Here is a 21659-nt window from a genome sequence, read left to right as displayed (position 1 = left end):
TCCTGATTTTAGATGACTAGAATAAAGACGTACTTTTTATATGTCTTTCTATTTCATCATGAGCATTTCTCACGTTACGGAACTTCTCTCACCTGCTGGCTCACTGAAAAATATGCGCTATGCCTTTGCTTATGGTGCAGATGCAGTCTATGCCGGCCAGCCGCGTTATAGCTTACGTGTTCGTAATAATGAATTTGACCATGACAATCTGGCTATTGGCATCAAAGAAGCTCACGCGTTTGGAAAAAAATTCTATGTGGTTGTGAATATTCAGCCGCATAACTCCAAGCTGAAAAATTTTATCCGTGACCTTGAACCTGTGGTTGCCATGCAACCAGATGCGCTAATCATGTCTGATCCTGGTCTGATCATGATGGTGCGTGAGCACTTTCCGGATATGGATATTCATCTTTCAGTTCAAGCCAATGCAGTGAACTGGGCAACAGTAAAATTCTGGAAGAATATGGGACTTACTCGCGTGATTTTGTCACGTGAACTGTCCATTGAAGAAATTGAAGAAATCAAACAGCAAGTTCCAGATATGGAAATTGAAGTCTTTGTTCATGGCGCACTGTGCATGGCCTATTCTGGCCGTTGCATGCTGTCTGGTTATATGAATAAGCGCGATGCCAATCAGGGTGCCTGTACCAATGCCTGTCGCTGGGAATACAAGGTATTGGACGCTAAAGAAGATGAAACGGGCGATGTGATCCCGGTGAAAAATATTGATTCTGGCTGTTGTTCAAAAGATGCTGATGAGTCACATATGCAAGTACAACATCAGTTTGATGAACCTGTGTTATTGCAACGTAATGACGAGGATATGTTTGCTGCCGAAGAAGATGAGCACGGCACTTATTTTATGAATTCCAAAGACCTGCGTGCAGTGCAGCATGTGGAACGATTGACCAAGATTGGCGTGCACTCCCTGAAAATTGAAGGTCGGACCAAATCTTATTTCTACTGTGCGCGTACTGCGCAGATTTACCGTAAAGCCATTGATGATGCACTTGCTGGTAAGCCATTCGATTCTTCACTAATGACTCAACTCGAAGGTTTGGCCAACCGTGGTTATACCGAAGGTTTTCTACGCCGTCATGTACATAGTGAATATCAAAACTATGAAAATGGTTCATCGAGTTTCGATCATCAGCAGTTCTGTGGGGAAGTGTTAGAGCGTAATAGTAACTATATCAAGATTGATGTGAAAAACCGTTTTGTCATTGGTGACTCACTAGAGTTGATGACTACTAAAGGCAACATCACCTTTACCTTGACAGAGATTAAAGACCGTAAAGGCAATATGATTGAAGATGCTAAAGGTTCAGGGCATATCGTTGAAATTCCAATACCAGCAGATGTCGATATGCAGTATGCCCTGCTGATCCGTAATCTGCCATCATCATCTGTAGACATTTCAGCCTCTTCACTGGCTTATCAGGCGAGTTAAAAAATGGCGCTCTTGATTACCGATAAATGTATCAACTGTGATATGTGCTTACCGGAATGCCCAAATGAAGCAATTTATGAAGGCGATAAGATCTATGAAATCGACGTGAATCGTTGTACGGAATGCGTCGGTTTCTATGATCATCAAACCTGTATTGCCGTCTGTCCTATTGAGTGCATTATGCCGCATCCAGAGCATCGGGAAACGCAAGAGCAGTTAATGGAGAAATTTAAAGGTTTGAATCTGTTTAAAGCTTGAAGGATGCATGAAGTCTTATGACTTCATCTAAGAACAACCTTAGGGAAAGATAAAAATAAGGGTTGAAAACAAAAACTGTCCAGAGGAAAGGAACAGCTAAAAGCGATTGGGGACGCTTTTGGCTGATCTAACAATAACTAAAAAAAAGGAACCCGGGTGTTAGCGTCCTGAGTTCCTATAAAGCGAAAATAATAATAGGAGTTTGAGATTAAGCACCTGGGATGTGGGGATTCCAGGTGCTCTTTTTTTACTGACCAGAACGGATGATGTAATCAAAGGCAGATAATGATGCTTTGGCACCTTCACCAGTGGCGATGATGATCTGTTTGTAAGGAACCGTGGTACAGTCACCTGCAGCAAACACACCTTTCACATTGGTTTCATTGCGCTCGTTAATCATGATCTCACCACGGTTAGTTAGCTCAACATCGGTTCCTTTCAGGAAGTCGGTGTTTGGCAACAAACCGATCTGAACGAAGATCCCAGCCAACTCAACAGTGTGCTCTTCATCAGTTGCACGGTCTTTGTATTTCAACGCTGTGACTTGTGAACCATCACCGATCACTTCGGTAGAAAGCGCATTTTTGATTACGGTGGTGTTTGGCAAGCTGTTCAATTTATCTTGAAGTACCTGATCCGCACGCAGTTTTGTATCAAACTCAACTAGCGTTACATGCTCAACAATACCCGCAAGGTCGATCGCAGCTTCTACACCCGAGTTACCACCACCAATCACCGCTACACGTTTACCTTTGAACAATGGACCATCACAGTGTGGGCAGTACGCTACACCACGAGTTTTGTATTCTGCCTCACCTGGAACATTCATTTCTCTCCAGCGTGCACCAGTAGACAGAATCACGGTTTTAGATTCAAGTTTCGCACCATTTTCTAAAGTTACTTCTACCAGACCATTCGCTGTACTATCTGCACCTTTGATGTCAGATACACGTTGCAGGTTCATGATGTCGACACCGTATTCACGAACATGAGCTTCCATTTCAGCGGCAAATTTTGGACCTTGGGTTTTTTGCACTGATGTGTAGTTTTCGATGTCCATGGTATCCATCACCTGACCGCCCATACGTTCAGCCACGATCCCAGTTTTGATGCCTTTACGTGCTGCATAGATCGCTGCAGTATTCCCTGCAGGTCCACCACCAACCACCAACACATCAAATGCATCTTTGGCATTGAGTTTTTCCGCGTCTTTGGCTGCGGCATTGGTATCCAGTTTGGCAATGATTTCTTCCAGTGTCATACGGCCCTGACCGATATGTTCATTGTCCTGGAAGACCATCGGTACGGCCATGATTTTGCGTTCTTCCACTTCATCCTGGAAGAAAGCCCCATCAATCATGGTTGCAGTCGTACCCGGGTTATAGATAGCAATCAGGTTCAATGCCTGAACAACATCAGGGCAGTTATGACAGCTGAGTGATACAAATACGTCAAAGTCAGATTTGATGCCCAAACCTTTGATGGATTCAAGAACTTCGGCAGAGACTTTTGGTGCATAACCTGAAGTTTGCAACAATGCCAGAATCAGCGACGTAAACTCATGGCCCATCGGCAAGCCTGCGAAGAACACACGAGGCTGTTCACCGGCTTTTGCCACACCAAAGCTTGGTGCACGTTTGTTGGTACCGTCAAAACGGGCAGTGACTAGATCAGAAAGCTGAGCGATTTCCTCAACCAGTTCTTTGATTTTGGCTGATTTTTCAGAGCCATCCAGAGTTGCCACTAATTCAATCGGGCCTTCCAAACGTTCAAGTAGTGTTTTTAATTGAGCTGAAGTATTTTGATCTAACATTGCTAACGTCTCCAAGGGAGTAAATATTTATTCGATGAAGCTATATTAAGTGAATAACAAAAATAGGTAAAACAGTTTGTTTTTATCTTAATGATTGTTTTTATAGATCATAATTTCTAACCTAATTTTATTTTTTATTATCCTTAAGCTTCTTGCTCTGGCTTAAAGAAACCGAATATAGATTGGAAAATAAAAATGCTCCTTTTATAGGAGCATTTTTAAGTTTAGAAGATTCGCTGTTCAATACGTAGCGAACGCCCCTTAATTGAATTGGCTAATACAAATATGATTAAGCTAAGCAAGGTAAATAAGATGGCAATGCCAATAATGATGACATTGGTAATCTTGCTGACTTGTTCGGCTTGCTGGGCTTGACGATCTACACTTTGTGCTAAAGGCGTCAGGCTTTTACCATAGACCTGTTGCTGCATGGTCCAGATCTGTTCCGGTTTAAATCCGTATTGTTCAAACTTGTTATCCTGCCGCTCTGCCTCGACCACTTGTGCGACATAAGGTCGGGCTGCAGACAAATCAACGGGTTTATGCAAGAGTGCTGTTTGGGCGAGTAAATAAGATTTCACCGGTGAAGCAATATCGGAATCAACCAGGTAACGTGCCACTTCGCTATCATTGATATTACTATCGTAATAGACCACTTGCTGATAAACATCTTCACGGTCATTTCTCAGGTCATATTGCCAATAAGTCAGTCCTGACCAGATCACGATAAAAGAAATCAGCCAGCCTACAAACTTTAATATGAAAGACTGAAAGCGCACATAGAAGAAACCAAACTTCTTCAGCAATCCAACCAGAAAAAATGCACCAATAAAAGAAGCAAAGATTTTCAGAATCAGCCAGCCAAACCAGCTTAATAGAGCAAAGAAATAATCCGGACTATCCCCAATACTGGCCAAATTAGCATCGACACTAACTGGTAAATGCAGCTGTTGAAGCTGAGTACTCAGGCCAAAAAAGCCATAAACCAGTTCCTGCTGAAAGAATAGGCCTATCACGGATGCGATACAGACCGTAGAGGTAGTCAGTCCCAAAAGCATCAAATTACGTTGACGCTTTTTGAGTGCGACGACCCCTTGCTTGATTTCCTGAGGATTTACAGCATATTCATCTAAGGGCGGCAATCTCTACTCCTTTTTTTAGATCTTGGCCCTACTGGATTTAGTTGGGTTTAGATCCACTGGTACTTGATTCAATCACCAAATGATTCAGATTATCTTGCAAGGCTCTTAAACGTACCGTCGCTTCAGTGCGTTTCTGTACACCTTCTTTCTGGATCTGAATCACATCATTAACAGTTTTAATGAGGGTATTTTGCACATGTTCAAGCGTTTCAATATCAATAACAGAACGCTGGTTGGCTTTTGCCGTATCGACCGAGTTCTGATGCAATAAATCTGCATTACGGCGTAAAAGCTCATTGGTCGCATCATCAATAGTATTGGCCAGCTGTACACTGTTCTTCTGTTCATTCAGGGAAATGGCCAAACTGATCTGGTTTTTCCATGCTGGCAATGTGATATTTTTAATGGCATAGAATTTATCCACCAGCATCAGGTTATTGGACTGGATAATGCGGATCATTGGCAAAGTCTGCATCGCAGATTGCTGCAATACCTGTAAATCACTGATGCGTTTTTCCAGATTATTGGCCAGATGATTTAGGTCATAGATTTTTTGCGTGGTACTCTGATCTTGTGGCAAGGCTGTGAGCGCAGCAATTTCCTGCTGCAATTCCTGTTCACGTAAACGTCCAGCTGCAATATGAATACCCAGCTGCTTATATTCTTCCTGCACCCCATCGAACATTTTATCTAACGTATCAACGCGTGCTTTTAATCCGGATTGTGAAGTTTCAATTTCCTTGACCAGCACATCAATCTGTTCTTTGGTGGTATTGAAATGGGAGTCAAAATTATCTTTCACACCCTTAAATTTGCTGATGATATTGCCAAGAAATCCCGAACTTTTTTTCTTGTTCAAGATACTGCTGGTATTCAGTTGCTGTGCCACCTGCACCACCTGATTCAGCTTTTGACCGGTTGCATCCAGATCTTTGTTCTGTACCAGATTCAGCAATTCATCGGTATAGCTTGAAGTTTTGGTGGCTATATTTTTGCCATATTCGGCCACACTATTATGACTCATATTCTGCAGTTCTTTACGTGCTGCCAAAACCTCCTGAAAATCGTCAGGCTGCAAGCCCAGCTCTTTCAGATCCATTTGCTGGAACTTCTGTTCAGTCAGTTCAGTTGAGCTTTCGACAGGTAAATTTACTACATCAGATTTGGTCATGTTTCACCTTATATTGTTATGTATTCGAGGGTTTCTCGAGTGACTTTTTTAACGTTTTAATCAGATTGTCCCGGCTATTATCGAGTTTTTCCAGATCACTTGTCGAGTGTTTCGTCTGGCTTTGTTTGACATGATATTGCCAGGCCGGGATCAGCACCTGTTGTGCTTCTTTAAATCGATCCAGCAGGCTATAAGACAGTTGCTGGGACAATTGCATCTGGGTAATGGCGATGTCATTACTGCTTTGCAAGGTTCTTAAGGTATGCACCTTTTTTGACAGCCGCTCAGAAAAATTATCCAGTGGATGCTGATTCCTGATAAACTGCGGATATTCAGATAAAAATTCTTCTGCTGCCACAATATGCTTGGCCATTTGCTCACGTAAACCGATCAGTTGCTGAAATCGCGATTGGGATTTCTGGATTTCAATTTGCAACTTACGGCTAAGGTGATCTGCCTGATCCAATAAATAGTCCAGTTTTTTATAGTATTCAACCTGACTTGAGCCATAATCTAAATCGATACCCAGCCATTTCTGTAAGGCATTAAATTTACGCTTCTTGAGATATTTTTTTGATTGAGCCAGCATCTGAATCAGCTGTTCAATCGTCTGGCTCAGTTGTTGGGTCAGATGCGGATCTACCCCATTTAATAGTACGGACTGTGCCTGAATAAGTGGGTCAGCATAATGATTCAGCTTGTATTGGTCGTGGAGTAAAGGCACAAGTTCGTTGCGCTTGATACTTAGAATCTCGCTCTGCTCTACTGCAATGTCTTGGATTGGAATCAAAACATCTATCTGTGACATGGCCCTTTAAACTCAGTGAATTCGATTTTTATAGTACGTCTTTTCATTCAACATAACATGTAGCATTTTGCAAAGGAATGCTTCAGGCCATAGAATTTTCTTTATATAAGTTGAAGATATTGTTGGAATTAAGTTTGGCATACAGCCATTTCTTGTACAAATTATTTTGACTATAACCTGCTGGTTCTCTCTAGAACCTTTTCCATCGGCCTTAAATAGGCTAATAACCAACTAAATAAGAATAAGCACAATAAATGCCAAGTTATTTTATCGTCTTAATTAAGCTTTTTTTAAACTTAAGAATATCTATAACACATTATAAAACATAAATAATTCTCGAATTTTAAGCATGAATTATTTATGATCAAGATCAACCATAAAGTAGGTAACCTGAGAATAAAATGGAACGTTTTTTTCATAATACGATGTATGCCGCACGCTGGATCTTAGCTCCTGTCTATTTTGGTTTATCATTCGCTTTATTATTACTGGCCTTAAAATTCTTTCAGGAAGTGATTCATGTTCTGCCGCATATCTTCGAATATACTGAAGCTGACCTGATTCTGGTGATTCTATCCTTGGTTGATATGACCATGGTTGGTGGACTTATTGTGATGGTGATGATGATGTTTTCAGGTTATGAAAATTTCGTTTCACAACTCGGTAATACCCCCATTTTTAATTGAGTTAATGAGTAGAAAAACCGAAGCCCTTATCATTGTTTAAATTTAGGTGGTTTACCATCAACTGACATATGAGGTCGTTGATGATTATAAAAGTGTTGCCATGCTGTTGTATAGTCTTGAACATCTTCAAGTTCTCGAAATAAATATTGATTTAAACATTCATAACGTACTGTCCGATTGAAGCGTTCTACATAATACGCATTTTGTTGTGGATTGCCAGGCTGGGTAAATACATGCTCAATTTCATGCTGCTTACACCATGCCTCCATTAAATCACTGATGTACTCTGGTCCATTGTCACTTCGAATTCGTTTTGGTTTACCTCGCCATTCGATGAGTTGATCCAACCCTCGAAGTACTCGTTCAGCGGGTAAGGAGAAGTCAATCAAGATATCTAATGACTCACGGTTATAGTCATCAATGACGTTGTGCACACGGTAACTGCGGCCATCACTGAGTTGATCGTGCATAAAGTCCATTGACCATGATTCATTCTGCGCTTCTGGTACTGCAAGAGTTTCAGGCTTTATCCGTTTAATGCGTTTGTTGGGTTTAATCCGAAGGTTAAGCTCAAGCTCCTTATAAATGCGATAAATACGCTTGTGATTCCAAGGGTAGCCTTGGACATTACGCAGGTACACAAAGCAAAGCTTAAATCCCCAAGTCTTATTCTCATTGGTGAGCTTAATCAGCCAATCTGCAATAACCATATTCTGCTCCTTCAATTGAGCTATATAGCGATAACAGGTTTGACTGACTTGGAATATGAGACAGGCCTTATTCACTGATATCTTATATTGCTCAACGGCTTGTTGAGCAAGTGACTTACGTTGCGTTGGCCTTATAACTTTTTTGACAGTGCATCCTGAAGAATGTCTGCTTTAAGACGTTCATCCGCATACATGCGCTTTAGGCGGGCATTTTCTGTTTCTAGCTCTTTAAGTCGAGTCATCATGGAAAGATCCATGCCGCCATATTTGGACTTCCATTTGTAAAAAGTGGCAGAACTCATGCCATGTTCTCGGCATAGATTAGGCACTGGAATACCTGCTTCAGCTTGCTTCAAAATACTCATGATTAAGCTGTCCGAATATTTAGATGTTTTCATAGAAAATCTCCTTAGATCAAGGCTATTCGATTTTCTACTTTTAAGTTCAATTATTTTTAGGGAGCATTACCACTCAAAATCGATGAAAATAAAACCCGCCTGAACTGGCTCGGCACTATGGATGCCAATTCTCTTAAACTTAAAGTTGCGGCTTCCATCGTAGCTATTTCTTCGATTCATTTACTACGTATTTTTATGGATGCTCGTAACGCCGAGAATGACAAAATCATGTGGTACATCATCATGCATCTGACTTTTGTGATTTCTGCATTTATTATGGGTTATCTGGATAAACTCACCAAGCATTAAAACATGGATATTAAAAAGCCCCGATTATAGGGGCCTTTTTATATCGGCGATTTAACTAAAAAATTATAGATAGTCACCTTCTCGCTCTGGCTGATACAGCACTTTTTCAATCGTGACTTTCATCAACTGACCATCAGGTTGTGGCCATTCAATAGTTTGTCCTTCTGCCAGACCCAAGATCGCAGTTCCAATCGGTGCTACGACATTTACCTGCCCTTTTTCACCTTTAAACTCATGCGGGTAAACTAGGGTAATTTCTACAGGCTCCGTTGATGGTGCAATCGTCAACAATGCACGCGCATGCATGGTCACTATATTGCTTGGCATGTCCTCTGGCTTGATCACTTCAGCACGAGCCAGTTCATCTTCCAGTTGAAGCATGGTCTCACTGAGCTTGTCCTGATTTTCAAGCATGGTTTCGAGACGTTCCACATCCTGTTCAGATAAAATAATTTTTGGTTTAGCCATTCTTACTACCTTGTTTAATGAATGATTGAATAGTTTTTAAAAAGCGAATGAATCTAGGTTCTAAGTGATTAATCGAATTAAATTAAGTTAAATATAAAAAATCTTTTTTTAGCTGCTAAAAAAATTGTGTCTTAACTCAACTTATAAAGCTGTTTTTCAAAGAATGTAACCAGTTTTAGAAAAACTCAATACTCTTTTCGAAATCAGATTTATAGGATCTGTATTTCTCAACTTTGTTTTATAAAAGGATGAGTATTTTATATATAGGATTGATTAAGCTTTGATCTTATCGTCTCTTTTAACTGATCATAAAAGTGAGCAGCAGAAGATGAGTCAGAAACAATATCACCCAATAAAAAAGCCCCCTTGAGGGGGCTTTTCTCAAGTTAGGCTTATTTTGCGTAAACAGGGAATTTAGCGCAAACAGCAGCAACTTTTTCTTTAACCGCAGCGATTACGGCTTCATCGCCTTTAGCATCAAGGATGTCAGCGATCCAACCAGCAAGTTCACGAACTTCTGATTCACCGAAACCACGAGTCGTTACAGCAGGTGTACCGATACGGATACCTGAAGTCACGAATGGAGAACGTGGGTCGTTTGGTACAGAGTTTTTGTTCACAGTGATGTGAGCAGCACCTAACCAAGCATCAGCATCTTTACCAGTGATATCTTGTTTGATCAGAGACAACAAGAACAGGTGGTTTTTAGTGCCGCCAGATACAACGTCGTAACCGCGTTCGATTAGAACTTCAGCCATAGCTTGAGCATTCTTAACCACTTGTTGTTGATATGCTTTGTATTCAGGTGCCATTGCTTCTTTGAAGCAGATTGCTTTAGCAGCAACCGCGTGAACCAGAGGACCACCTTGGTTACCTGGGAATACAGCTGATTGAAGTTTTTTCTCGATTTCTTCGTTTGCTTTCGCCAAGATCAGACCTGAACGAGGACCACGAAGAGTTTTGTGAGTAGTCGTAGTTGTTACGTCAGCAATTTGAACTGGACTTGGGTAAACGCCAGCAGCAACCAGACCAGCGACGTGAGCCATATCTACAAATAAGTAAGCGCCAACTTTGTCCGCGATATCACGGAAACGTTGCCAATCTACGATTTGACTGTATGCAGAGAAACCAGCTACGATCATACGTGGTTTGTGTTCTACAGCTAGACGCTCAACTTCTTCATAATCGATCTCACCAGTTTCTGGATTCAGACCGTATTGAATTGCATTATAAGTTTTACCTGAGAAGCTTACTTTCGCACCGTGAGTCAAGTGACCACCGTGAGCCAGACTCATACCCAATACTGTGTCACCTGGGTTAAGCAGCGCTAGGTAAACTGCAGAGTTTGCTTGAGAACCAGCATGTGGCTGAACGTTAGCATAATCAGCACCAAATAATTCTTTAGCACGGTCAATTGCCAATTGTTCAATGACATCTACATATTCACAACCGCCATAGTAGCGTTTGCCTGGGTAGCCTTCTGCATATTTGTTAGTGAGTTTTGATCCTTGAGCTTCCATTACTGCTGGTGAGCAATAGTTTTCAGAAGCGATCAACTCGATGTGCGCTTCTTGGCGAGCATCTTCGTTAGAGATTGCTTGAGCGATTTCTGGATCAAATTCAGCAATAGAGATATTGGCAAACATTAGCGAGGTCCTATTAAATTAGGGCTTTTAAGCCGTGCTAAGATTGGCGCGTATTGTAACATGAACTTTGCCAATTTCGATCATGAACTTTATTCAGTTTGCAATAAAAATAGCTCATGCTTAAAAAACATGAGCTATAGAGATAAAAATAAGTTATTGAATTGGCATTAGAGATTTTACATCTGAAATAATATTAGCAATATTCAGTGCATAGACGCTACCATGATCCCATGAACCGTCCGTAATATATTGTACCGAGGTTTGTTTCTGATTCGCCAAGCTAACCAAAACATCTGTTGCAGCCTTTGGAACAGTGGGATCCGCCTCTCCCTGATAAATAATCACAGGTGTAGACACTTTAACTTGTAAAGGCTGAGAGTCTTTATCCAGGAAATTCTTCACTACTGGAATACTCATAAAATTAGCTTGAGTACGCGAATATCCTTCTAGATTTCCATTGGTTTGGGCATAAGCTCCCATTGCCATACCGAATTTATTGCCTAATACATCATAACAGTCTGTTTCAGCATTCTTGGCAATCTCATCTGTTGGTGTTTTAAAGACCTGACTATATTGCAGATTTGGATTCGGATTACGCAATCCCGCGGCGATCAGTGCAGTAAAAGTATCTAAAGAGGCTAAAGTTTCAATTTTTTTATTCAGATTTGTTTCCTGTCCAGCTTGAGCCTCACCACCTGCCAAAATCAAACTAAAATTAGAAGCAGGTGCTAAAGCCACCGTACCTTTATAAGTCATTTGAGAAGCACGTACCGCATATTGTGCAGCGCCTAAAGCCGCTTGACCACCTTGGGAATGACCGACAGCCATCCATTGATTAGAGGCATCCGAACCTAAATAGTCTTTTGCTGCGACTACAGCATCGGTAATTGAATAGGCTTCACTCTTAAGATTAAGGAAAGGATGAAGTTCTGTACCACTCGGCTCTCCTAAGCCTTCATAATCAGGTGCAACGACAATGTATCCAGCCTTAAGGAGACCAGTAATCATATTCGTGATGTCATTATTAAGCTGATTTTTACTTGGTGCACACTGATCAGCCACACCGGTCGTACCATGTGCCCATGCAACTATCGGCCAACCTTTCGCAGGACGTGTTCCTTTTGGAGTGAAAAGCAGTGCCGTCGCTTGGGTTTCGTTATTATTGATACCTAACATCTTATAAGTCATAACCACGCTTTCATCGGCAACAGCTGTCAGGTCCGTTTCGGTATAAGCCACAGGCGTTGCTACAACCGGATTGGCAATATTATTTACCGGAATAGCGGGTTTGGACTCAAAATTACCATCATCATCGCTATCATTACAAGCAGTTAAAGCTACGCTTAGGGCGAGTAGAGAACCAGTCAATACATGACGTTTCATCGATCTTATCCTTGTCTTAATTATTGTCTCTTATGATTTTTTATAGTTTTATCAAATGATAAAACTATAGATTAATTTCCCAAGTTATTCTATTAATGGCAAGAGATTATTTTGTTATTTTTCTAATAAATAGCGATTTAATTTATGACCATTCCGACATGATAAATTTAAGTTATGGAAATATTTACAGAAACTTTGAAAACTTTTATTTATAAGTGTAGATTACAAATGTTCTGTATCAGTCAAAAAGTCTGCAATTAAAGTTAAAATCCGGCATTTCAATTGTCAGGATTGAAATAATAATGTTAGATTTTGATATCCACTTTTTTCAGGCATATTTCCGTCATGCAGGCTATCATTCTCGATACTGAAACCCATACCTTGAATGGTCAACCCATTGAAATTGCCTATGCGCCTGTAGAGATCATAGATCATAAAATCAGTCTGGATAAAAGTCGCTTGTTTGATCAACTTTATTCATGCGACGAACCAATTTCCTTTGCTGCAATGGCCGTACATCATATTCTGCAGTCTGATCTGGAAGGACAACCGCACTACAGCAGCTTTGAACTCCCGCAAGAAACTACTTATATCATTGGCCATAATATTGATTATGATATTCGTGCCTTAGAAAAATGTGGCGTCGATTCATCGAATATTAAAGCAGTTTGTACCCTTGCCCTCGCCCGCCGAGTTTGGCCAGAGGCAGAAGCACATAATATCTCTGCATTAATCTATATGATTACCAAAGGCAGTGAACGCGCCCGAGAAATGATCCGTAAAGCTCATCGCGCCGATATGGATATCATTTTGACAGCAAATATTCTGATGCATATTGTGCATCACCTGAAAATCAGCAGTATTGAAGAACTCTATGAGGCATCTGAAGATGCGCGTATTCCACGGACCATCAATTTTGGTAAGCACCGTGGTACTGCGATTGCTGAACTGCCTGCTGACTATGTGCAATGGCTGCTTCGTCAAGAGGATCTCGATCCTTATCTGCGTAAGGCTTTAGAAAATATTGCAATTACAACACTTTAATTTTAAGTAAATTTAACAGCCTCTTCATATTAGTGTAATTTTCTAATATTAGCATCTACTTGAACTCTGTATATAAGGCATTCAGGTATGATGCGCTATTCAAAAACTGCAAAGGGTCTACATGTTCTTCAACATCGCAATGTCGAGCTTAATGCACGTCAAAGACGTCTTTTGGTTTTAATTGGCACTGAGGATTTTGATTTACTCACACCTCAGTTTAAAGCGCGTATTGCACCACATGATTTGCTGCAACAATTATGTGATATAGGACTGATTGAAGTACAAGAGTTAGAGACTTCAAATGCAGCAGTCGGTACAGAGTCAGCACAAACTTCAGCACCTGCTAATAACTCAGTAAAAGCCTCATTTCCACACTTTCCTGAATCAAATATTCAGACTTCAATCACCAGTCCTGCCCCATCTGCCGATCTTGAAGCGCCGATTACTACGACATTAGTTACCACGACCCACGTGCCTGACGTACCTGCTGACATTACCTATATAGCACTCAACCAAGAACAGGTACGCAGCTTGATGCTGGAAAGTTTAAAAAAATACTGTGGCTTATTGGCCAAACAACACATTCAAAATATTGCTCAGGCACCAGATATCAATGCCTTAAAAGTCTGTCAGGTGCAATGGTTGACACTTCTCCAGGAAAGCCGCATGCCTTCACAAGAGTTAAACCAACTGTTCAAGCAAATTAGCCATGCTTTATCCATGCTGCGTGCTCAGGCTTAAAACTCTTCATAGATTCAGTCTTTTTAAGTCTATCTTAAGTTTAAAGATGAATAAATCCAGCCAAGAATTTTTCTTAATTAATTGAAAAATATAATTTTAATTCATTGAAAAGTAGTTGTATTCATTTACTTTCGACTATAGATGCATAGCTATATTAAGGATTTAAAGCCATATAGAATGTATTACTTTTTATTCTTCCCACGCTTATGCAACACTATCTTGAATTCGATACCTTTGATAATCCCATGCAACTGAGCAAGGTGGGAAACTGGGTCATTACTTTTGTCAGTGCTGCCGATGAACTAGAACATATTCAGTTGGCGATCACGTATGTCTTGCCTCGCCAGATCAGTGATGCACTGCAACCGCGTCGCATACTGATTGAGAAAACTGCCTATGAACATCAATGGCTGATTCAGACGATTGAATGCTTTGACAGCAAGACCAATCAGGAAGTACAAATTGCAGCTGCAGATGCATTGGGACAACAAACACTTCAGCAGATTCTGGAAGAATTTGGTCGTTATGATGTAAATGTCACATTAAAAGTTTTCTGAAATAATGCTTTTCTTAGAGCGCATTTTCGAAGAAATTAATTTAGATCATCTATATAGATAGTTTGATATTATTTTATATAAAAAAATGATAAAACTGAGAAATGATAGGAATTTATCCAATCTCTTTGAATTAAATTTATCAGTTTTTATTCTGCATCAAACAATTTGATAAAGAAGTGAACTAAGATATCGAAATCAAGCTCATCATTGGATGAGCTATATCTTTCTTTAAACGTCATAAAGCAGCTTAATGAATCCCGGATCCTTATTTAGCATCCAGAACACGATAGATGCAGTCGGTCTGCTCACTGGCAAATAACAGTTCAATTGTTGGTCTGATAATTTCATCATCCACTACAATATATTCGACTTGCTGTTCCAAATGCTGGGACGGATCACTATGATGAGCACCGGCACGTAGTAATGCTTTTACATTCAGGGTTTTGCCATACTGGTTTTTGACTTGCACTTCAATTAAACCTTCTGTCATCGTCATACCTCCCTTTATTGGCATTATTAAATTTGCTTGTCTGAATTCTTATAACATAGTTATTTGAAAGGCTTTCAAACGAATATGTAAGATTTTTTAGCGAGCACCTTTTATCGACTATATATAGTCGCTAATGAAGAATGTGCTATACAAATAAAAGAGTCGAAATTATTAATAACTCTCGCTTAAAATTTTGCATTAAAAAGCCCGCATCGCTGCGGGCTCTGTGTTGGATGGCTAGTGCTAGATTTATTGCCTGAACCTAAGTTCGAGCTCAACTAACTGTCATTGATCCGTCCAACTTATTGGTAGCGTCGTTTCATTTTATGACCTACCATGAGTTCAATATAGCAGGATTTTTTTTACCTACAATACACTTTTACACTTCTAAAAGAAGACTTATACAATATTTAAATTGTGCTTTTTCAAAAGCAGATTAGAATATTTTGGCTGGATCAATAGAGCACTACAAACAACTCTATTCTTTTCAATCTCTATATCCTATCTATTTAAATTTTAATAAAAATATTCTTTATTTATGTGAAAAATGAATAATTTTAGCTAGATACAATTTTAAGTCTTAAGTAAAAGAGTTCGCTATTAAGGCCATTGATTAGCCACTAAAAGTAATAGCGAAAACCAAATTGATAAGTAACCCCATTCAAGTCCAGATCATCACTCTTGCCAGAGACACATGCGCCATTCATACAAATCTTGGCATCACGGTTAAACATCCATTGATAACCAAAAGATCCAAATAAATCTGCTTCAGGAGCAATTTTATAACCGACTTCCAAGGCAACAGGAATTGTAAAATAATCCAATTCCAGATCGACTCGACCAAGATCTGCATCCGTTTCACTTTCATCTACCCAGCTCATTCCCAGACCTATAGAAATTGCTGAATAAAACTGATCATTTTCCAGAAATTTATTTTTTACCCCAATTGTAACTTGATTGTAATCAATATCTGAGCTTTGAAATTTGTATTCGGCCCATAAGCTGGTCGTCGGATGGGATTGATATTCACCATTAATAAACAGCCCATCGAATGATTCAGTACCCAAAAAGCTGTCTGACCCTATTTTTGAACCGGCGTAACCAAAAGCTAAAAAGTACTGACTTATTAGGTTTTCTTGAGCATAATAAGGTGTAGTCGTAATAACGGCTTTATCTTTTGGAGCAGGATTACCATATTGAATAGCTAAAGGTGTATTCGCTTCAGCAACTGAAGAAGCCCCAATCATTAACCCAATGAATAATAATTTTTTCATATCTATATCTCATTTTTATTGTGAGCATAAGATACTAATTTTTTGATAGAAAAACTACTCAGCACATCTATTTATAGAAACAACAATTTATGAGATTAAACAAACTATAAATACAACAATGTAATTCACCCACTTTTATAGAATAAGAGGTCCAAGAGCATCTTCTACAAACATTACTACCTATATTTCCAAGAGGTAATTCCCGATGGCTAAACCAGATGAAGAACTGAATGAAGAGTTTCCAGAAGAAGAGTTAGACCCACAAGAGAAACAAGATCGAGAGATTCAACGCGGTCAGTTAGGCGTAGATCAAGACCCTCAGGTGAAAAGAGATCAAATACGTCAAAAACATCAGGATGAAGAGGAAGAGAATCCATAATTTATTTTATAAATCTGGAATTGTTTTTTTAGTCTAATGAGGTAAGTGAACTAATAAAATGATGGTGCGCTCAGCGGGACTCGAACCCACGCCACAGGCTTCGGAGACCTGTACTCTATCCAGTTGAGCTATGAGCGCGCGATGCACATCATAACAAAAATTCGCATAAGGTAAAGCAACTATCTATAACTTCGTTATTTTTATGCCTATCCTTTATACAGTGTGCCAAAACAGCAACAGAGAATTCCATGTGAATGACTTGGTTTATTTTGCAAGATCACTCACAATATCTCAACTTTTCACCATTTGAGATCTCTATGACTGATGCGCTGACATTAAGGGATTTGTCGAAGACCTATGGAAATGGTTTTCAGGCACTTAAAGGAATCAACTTAACTGTACCTGAAGGTGAATTCTATGCCCTGTTAGGACCTAATGGCGCGGGCAAGTCCACTACTATTGGTATTATCAGTTCATTAACAAGAAAAACCTCTGGAACTGTTGAGATTTTTGGTCACAATCTGGATACCCACCCTTCTGAAGCCAAACAATGTTTAGGCGTAGTACCCCAAGAATTTAACTTCGCCCAGTTTGAAAAGACCTTTGATATTCTGGTCACTCAAGCTGGTTATTACGGTATTTCTAAAAAAATTGCTCAAGCGCGTGCTGAAGAATATTTAAATAAACTGGGTCTTTGGGAAAAACGCGCTACTCAAGCTCGCATGCTTTCAGGTGGTATGAAACGTCGCCTGATGATCGCCCGTGCGATGATGCATGAACCAAAATTATTGATTTTGGATGAACCGACCGCCGGTGTGGATATCGAATTGCGTCGTTCCATGTGGGATTTTCTTAATGAAATGAACAATAATGGTACTTCTATTATTTTGACGACTCATTATCTGGAAGAAGCAGAGATGTTGTGTCGTCGGATTGCGATTATCGATCGTGGTGTGATCAAAGAAGATACCACCATGAAGAACTTCCTGAATCAGCTTAATGAAGAATCCTTTATCTTCGATCTGGCTGCGCCTATTGAGCCATTAAATATTGAAATTATTGGTGTGAAATTTAATTTAGTTGATCCAATGACCCTAGAAGTGACACTGGATAAAGCTCATAGCATGAATGACCTGTTCCAGTTACTGGAATCTCAGAATATTCAAGTACGCAGTATGCGTAACAAGTCAAATCGCTTAGAAGAACTGTTTGTGAAAATGGTCGAGAAAAATCTGGATGGAGCTGCACAATGAATATAAATCAGCTCGGCGTCGCCTTATATACCATCGTTCATAAAGAAGTTCGCCGCTTTATGCGGATCTGGCCACAAACCTTGTTGCCACCTGCCATTACCATGAGTCTATATTTCGTGATCTTCGGTAATCTGGTCGGTTCACGTATTGGGGAAATGGGCGGCTATAGTTATATGGAGTTTATTGTCCCTGGTCTGATTATGATGGCGGTGATTACTAATAGTTATGCCAACGTTTCTTCCAGCTTCTTTAGCTCAAAATTTCAGAAAAGCATTGAAGAGCTAATTATGAGCCCTGTACCTTTACATGCCATTTTATGGGGCTATGTATTGGGTGGTGTAATTCGTGGTCTGTTTGTTGCCATTATTGTCAGTGCCATGAGCCTGTTTTTTGCAGACCTTTATATTACTAACTGGTTTGTGACTATATATACAGTCCTCATTACCTCGCTATTATTCTCTCTAGGCGGTTTTATTAATGCTGTCTATGCCAAATCTTTTGATGATATTTCGATCATCCCGACTTTTGTACTTACACCACTGACCTATTTAGGCGGTGTATTTTATGCGATTTCAGCCTTAAGTCCGTTCTGGCAAAATCTCTCTTTAGTTAACCCGATCGTGTATATGGTCAATGCGTTCCGTTTCGGCATTTTAGGTCATAGTGATGTCAATGTTTCCATTTCATTGGTCGTGATTACTTTCTGGTGTGCCGTGCTTTACGGTATTGCTTACTATTTATTGTCTCGTGGTTCAGGAATGCGTGAATAATGAGTGTAGAACATTCTCTCCTTGGTAAAGACACCAACTACCCAACAGAGTATCAACCCGATATTTTGTTTCCGATTTCCCGTGCGCCTGCCCGTGAAAAATATGCCCATGTTGAAGCTATTCAGCAAGGTAAAGACTGGTGGCATGTATTTGAAATTTCTTGGTTAAATGCTGCCGGCGTACCTCAAGTGGCAATTGGTCGAATTACCCTACCAGCATTTTCCCCAAATCTCATTGAATCAAAATCTTTAAAGCTATATTTCAATAGTCTGAACTTTGCCAAGTTTGATTCGCAAGAGGCCTTTATTACAACTGTAGAAAAAGACCTCTCAAAAGCTGCCGGTGCTGAAATCACACTGGATCTTTTCCATGTTGATGAACTGGAAATTTCCAAGCCTGAAGGTATCTGTATTGATGACCTGACTCCGGAACGCCTGGAAAATCATCCGGACGCTTCTTTATTGTCTTTAAATCAGCACAGCGATGAAAATATCGAAGTGCAACTCTATTCACATTTATTAAGAAGTAACTGCCCAGTCACTGGACAACCGGACTGGGGTACAGTATTTATACGCTATCAGGGCAAAAAACCTTGTTATAAGAGTATTTTGGCTTATATTATTTCGTATCGTCAGCACAATGGTTTTCACGAACAATGTGTGGAACAGATGTTTGCCGATATCTGGCAAAATCTGAAACCGGAAAAGCTGATGGTATATGCGACCTATACACGCCGTGGTGGATTGGATATCAACCCTTGTCGTGTATCGGATTCCACATGGATGCCTCGCCCTATTCGTTTAGCGCGACAATAAAAAACATTGAGGTTTAAGAATGCCTTTTTTTGGTTTTATTCCTTCTGCAGAACTATTAAATACAATTCAGACTGCACAGAAAAATAAAAACTCGAGTGAACCGCTTTATCCACTGCGTGATAAAACTGCATTAATGATTAATGATGAAATTATTGATGCAATTCTCACGGAACTGGTACGCCGTTTTCCGGCAAGCGAAAAACGCGATACGGCAGAAAAATTGGCGGGCTATATCAAGTCTACTGTGGCAGTGTTACTCAAACAGTTACTGGGTAAAGCACCAAATGAAGTCGTCAAGGAGTCGATCGCTTTCTCTGAACGCAGCCTGTTTAAAGATCCGGAAGGAAATTTCCGTATTGGTGAACCTCTAGATGCCAATCTGGTCACCAATCTAAAACACCATTATGCAGAATTAAAAGCTGGCCAAAGTGTCGATAAACAAAGTCTCAGCAATTTGTACAAACAGTTTGGTGAAGCGACTGTACGTCATTTTATGGTCGACTTTAATAAAACCTTAGATTTAGGCATGATTAAACGCAAGGCTGCTGATATTGGTGCTTCAGCAGTAATCAAGGCGATTAATATTGCAGCAGATAAAATTATCCTGAATTTAAATAAGGATGAATTGCAGGCAATGGCAGAATATCACGACACTTTATTCTTTACTGAATAAAGCCGCATATCTAATCAAAAAATGCAGATTAAGCCTGACTTCGGTCAGGCTTTTTTGTGGCTTAAGAAATAGCTTGTTACAGTTATTGTGAACTAAAATACAAAATGCTGAAAAAACAACCAACCTTTTCCTGTTTTTAAGGGAGTTTATATGACTCCTATTCATCAGAATGTTATCTTTAATATTGCCTCTAATGCCAGAAAATTGAGAAAAGTGAATTGATCTTTTTCATGGCACGATTCAAATGACATAGCCACAAACCTACCAAAAAATTGGAAATCATACCAAGATGTTGAAATCGAATTTTTATAAAAAATTGAAGCAGCTTTCGATCCTTGTCAGTGCATTCGGACTCAGTAGTTTAAGCCTGGCCAACGATTTTCAATATCATCCCTCTTATGCCAGTTTCAAGCAGAATACCATGCAGACCTATGGTCTAAGTGCTCAGCAAGTAGACAGTGCAATGACGGGAGCAAAAAATCTTCCAAATATTATCAATATCATGAATCGTCCAGGTGAAAGTAAGCCATGGTATGCCTATAAGACCAATTTTCTGTCAGAAGGCACGATTCAACGTGGTGTACGTTTCAAGCAGCAATATGCTGCAACACTAAAGCGCGCTGAGCAGCAGTTTGGTGTACCACAATCGATCATTCTGGGTATTTTGGGGGTAGAGACCGGTTTTGGCAGCAACAAGGGTTCATTTGTGACCCGCGATGCACTGGCAACTCTTGGCTTTGGTTATGAACGTCGTGCGCAATACTTCCAGGATGAACTGGCGGCATTGATCGCATGGTCATATAAGGATGGTGTGTCAGCATCCTCAATCGTCGGTTCTTATGCGGGTGCTGTGGGCTATCCACAGTTTATGCCAAGTAATATTCCAAAGTATGGGGTCGACTATGATGGTAATGGCCATATCGATCTACGTAATTCTGCGGTAGATGCGATTGGTTCAATTGCCAACTATCTGGCTCAAAATGGCTGGCAACGTGATCAGCCGATTGCCTTCCCTGCCCGTTATAGTGGTTCGAATCCTGATTCTGTCATCGCCAAAGATCTCACACAGCCAACGCCTTATGGAGTAATCAAAACCCAAGGGATCAGTCCGATGAATCCGATTGTTCGTATTGATGATCTTGATATGGTCAATGTTATTCAATTACAAGAAAATTACGGACCGATTTACTATATTACTTTTCCGAATTTTCAAGTGATTACCACGTACAATCGTAGTCGTATGTATGCCACTGCATTGTGGCTTTTAGGTACAGAAATTACGAGCCGATAACAGTAAAAATTACTACATACTATTAAAGTCAAGATTTTTATTAAACAAAATGCCTAAATTTTAGGCATTTTTTACGCATTGTTACAATATTGATTATTTTTTAATCAATCATTGTTTATTTTGCGTACTT

21 protein-coding genes, 1 tRNA gene and 2 pseudogenes are annotated in these 21659 nt (G+C 39.9%); 13 read left to right on the top strand and 11 right to left on the bottom strand.

Features of this window, described 5'->3' with window-relative positions:
• Window positions 1–40 precede the first annotated feature (40 nt).
• The gene (gene yegQ, locus C3F22_RS04040; protein WP_104425900.1) at window positions 41–1450 is read left to right on the top strand and encodes a tRNA 5-hydroxyuridine modification protein YegQ; all 1410 of its coding nucleotides are present in this window, start codon (window positions 41–43) and stop codon (window positions 1448–1450) included.
• Between the two features lie 3 nt (window positions 1451–1453).
• Complete coding sequence (locus tag C3F22_RS04035; RefSeq protein ID WP_004784289.1) at window positions 1454–1708, top strand: YfhL family 4Fe-4S dicluster ferredoxin; 255 nt, start codon at window positions 1454–1456, stop codon at window positions 1706–1708.
• A gap of 247 nt (window positions 1709–1955) precedes the next feature.
• Here C3F22_RS04035 and ahpF read toward each other — a convergent pair whose 3' ends face one another.
• The 4 genes from ahpF to C3F22_RS04015 all read right to left on the bottom strand — a co-directional run bounded on the left by ahpF (window position 1956) and on the right by C3F22_RS04015 (window position 6642).
• Window positions 1956–3521 carry an alkyl hydroperoxide reductase subunit F gene (gene ahpF / locus C3F22_RS04030; RefSeq protein ID WP_004784290.1) on the bottom strand — a complete coding sequence of 522 codons (1566 nt, stop codon included), beginning with the start codon at window positions 3519–3521 and terminating at the stop codon, window positions 1956–1958.
• 224 nt (window positions 3522–3745) lie between these two features.
• Window positions 3746–4663, bottom strand: a complete 918-nt coding sequence (locus tag C3F22_RS04025) for a hypothetical protein (RefSeq protein WP_004784292.1) — start codon at window positions 4661–4663, stop codon at window positions 3746–3748.
• Window positions 4664–4700: 37 nt separating this feature from the next.
• Window positions 4701–5834 carry a toxic anion resistance protein gene (locus C3F22_RS04020; RefSeq protein WP_004784295.1) on the bottom strand — a complete coding sequence of 378 codons (1134 nt, stop codon included), beginning with the start codon at window positions 5832–5834 and terminating at the stop codon, window positions 4701–4703.
• A 16-nt stretch (window positions 5835–5850) separates the two neighbouring features.
• Window positions 5851–6642: a hypothetical protein gene (locus C3F22_RS04015; RefSeq protein WP_004784296.1), complete on the bottom strand. Its 792-nt coding sequence runs from the start codon at window positions 6640–6642 to the stop codon at window positions 5851–5853.
• A 401-nt stretch (window positions 6643–7043) separates the two neighbouring features.
• Between C3F22_RS04015 and C3F22_RS04010 the strand changes: the two are divergent.
• Window positions 7044–7304, top strand: a pseudogene (locus C3F22_RS04010) (YqhA family protein); the annotation flags it as partial.
• A gap of 53 nt (window positions 7305–7357) precedes the next feature.
• Here C3F22_RS04010 and C3F22_RS04005 read toward each other — a convergent pair.
• A protein-coding gene (locus C3F22_RS04005) for an IS3 family transposase (protein ID WP_104425899.1) occupies window positions 7358–8436 on the bottom strand; the annotation gives its coding sequence in 2 pieces (ribosomal slippage) (window positions 7358–8184 and window positions 8184–8436; 1080 coding nt in all).
• A 72-nt stretch (window positions 8437–8508) separates the two neighbouring features.
• On the opposite strand from C3F22_RS04005, the pseudogene C3F22_RS04000 reads away from it, so the two are divergent.
• Window positions 8509–8745: pseudogene (locus C3F22_RS04000) on the top strand (YqhA family protein); the annotation flags it as partial.
• A 63-nt stretch (window positions 8746–8808) separates the two neighbouring features.
• Here C3F22_RS04000 and rnk read toward each other — a convergent pair.
• The 3 genes from rnk to C3F22_RS03985 form a co-directional block, all read right to left on the bottom strand.
• Window positions 8809–9213 (bottom strand): nucleoside diphosphate kinase regulator, encoded by a 405-nt coding sequence (gene rnk / locus C3F22_RS03995; protein WP_004784304.1) that lies wholly within the window; start codon window positions 9211–9213, stop codon window positions 8809–8811.
• Window positions 9214–9605: 392 nt separating this feature from the next.
• Window positions 9606–10859 (bottom strand): serine hydroxymethyltransferase, encoded by a 1254-nt coding sequence (gene glyA / locus C3F22_RS03990; RefSeq protein WP_004784306.1) that lies wholly within the window; start codon window positions 10857–10859, stop codon window positions 9606–9608.
• 153 nt (window positions 10860–11012) lie between these two features.
• Window positions 11013–12242 carry an alpha/beta hydrolase gene (locus C3F22_RS03985; RefSeq protein WP_004784307.1) on the bottom strand — a complete coding sequence of 410 codons (1230 nt, stop codon included), beginning with the start codon at window positions 12240–12242 and terminating at the stop codon, window positions 11013–11015.
• A gap of 345 nt (window positions 12243–12587) precedes the next feature.
• On the opposite strand from C3F22_RS03985, the gene C3F22_RS03980 reads away from it, so the two are divergent.
• The 3 genes from C3F22_RS03980 (at window position 12588) to C3F22_RS03970 (ending at window position 14584) form a co-directional block, all read left to right on the top strand.
• The gene (locus C3F22_RS03980; RefSeq protein WP_004784309.1) at window positions 12588–13286 is read left to right on the top strand and encodes a DUF3820 family protein; all 699 of its coding nucleotides are present in this window, start codon (window positions 12588–12590) and stop codon (window positions 13284–13286) included.
• Between the two features lie 87 nt (window positions 13287–13373).
• Window positions 13374–14027 carry a hypothetical protein gene (locus C3F22_RS03975; protein ID WP_004784311.1) on the top strand — a complete coding sequence of 218 codons (654 nt, stop codon included), beginning with the start codon at window positions 13374–13376 and terminating at the stop codon, window positions 14025–14027.
• A 206-nt stretch (window positions 14028–14233) separates the two neighbouring features.
• On the top strand, window positions 14234–14584 hold the full coding sequence (locus tag C3F22_RS03970; RefSeq protein ID WP_004784314.1) for a hypothetical protein: 351 nt from the start codon (window positions 14234–14236) through the stop codon (window positions 14582–14584).
• A gap of 265 nt (window positions 14585–14849) precedes the next feature.
• Here C3F22_RS03970 and C3F22_RS03965 read toward each other — a convergent pair whose 3' ends face one another.
• Window positions 14850–15074 carry a hypothetical protein gene (locus tag C3F22_RS03965; protein WP_004784316.1) on the bottom strand — a complete coding sequence of 75 codons (225 nt, stop codon included), beginning with the start codon at window positions 15072–15074 and terminating at the stop codon, window positions 14850–14852.
• A gap of 620 nt (window positions 15075–15694) precedes the next feature.
• Window positions 15695–16348: a hypothetical protein gene (locus tag C3F22_RS03960; protein WP_004784317.1), complete on the bottom strand. Its 654-nt coding sequence runs from the start codon at window positions 16346–16348 to the stop codon at window positions 15695–15697.
• A 205-nt stretch (window positions 16349–16553) separates the two neighbouring features.
• Here C3F22_RS03960 and C3F22_RS18330 point away from each other — a divergent pair, with 205 nt between their 5' ends.
• Window positions 16554–16727, top strand: coding sequence for a hypothetical protein (locus C3F22_RS18330; protein ID WP_004784318.1), 174 nt, complete (start codon window positions 16554–16556; stop codon window positions 16725–16727).
• Window positions 16728–16789: 62 nt separating this feature from the next.
• Here C3F22_RS18330 and C3F22_RS03955 read toward each other — a convergent pair.
• Window positions 16790–16865 (bottom strand) — tRNA-Arg (locus tag C3F22_RS03955).
• A 179-nt stretch (window positions 16866–17044) separates the two neighbouring features.
• Between C3F22_RS03955 and C3F22_RS03950 the strand changes: the two genes are divergently transcribed.
• The 5 genes from C3F22_RS03950 to mltB all read left to right on the top strand — a co-directional run bounded on the left by C3F22_RS03950 (window position 17045) and on the right by mltB (window position 21529).
• Window positions 17045–17980: an ABC transporter ATP-binding protein gene (locus C3F22_RS03950; protein WP_004784471.1), complete on the top strand. Its 936-nt coding sequence runs from the start codon at window positions 17045–17047 to the stop codon at window positions 17978–17980.
• Entirely contained in the window at window positions 17977–18750 is a 774-nt protein-coding gene (locus tag C3F22_RS03945; protein ID WP_004784472.1) for an ABC transporter permease, read from the top strand. Before C3F22_RS03950 ends, C3F22_RS03945 begins: the two co-directional genes overlap by 4 nt.
• Window positions 18750–19565, top strand: coding sequence for an NADPH-dependent 7-cyano-7-deazaguanine reductase QueF (queF, locus tag C3F22_RS03940; RefSeq protein WP_004784475.1), 816 nt, complete (start codon window positions 18750–18752; stop codon window positions 19563–19565). Before C3F22_RS03945 ends, queF begins: the two co-directional genes overlap by 1 nt.
• A 19-nt stretch (window positions 19566–19584) precedes the next feature.
• A complete protein-coding gene (locus C3F22_RS03935) occupies window positions 19585–20238 on the top strand; it encodes a hypothetical protein (RefSeq protein WP_004784477.1) in 654 nt (217 codons plus the stop codon).
• Between the two features lie 289 nt (window positions 20239–20527).
• Entirely contained in the window at window positions 20528–21529 is a 1002-nt protein-coding gene (gene mltB / locus C3F22_RS03930; protein WP_004784479.1) for a lytic murein transglycosylase B, read from the top strand.
• Window positions 21530–21659: the final 130 nt, after the last annotated feature.

The organism is Acinetobacter sp. ACNIH1 (genome assembly GCF_002934695.1).
Classification (GTDB): Bacteria; Pseudomonadota; Gammaproteobacteria; order Pseudomonadales; family Moraxellaceae; genus Acinetobacter; species Acinetobacter variabilis.
This window is presented reverse-complemented; position numbering and strand designations above follow the sequence as displayed.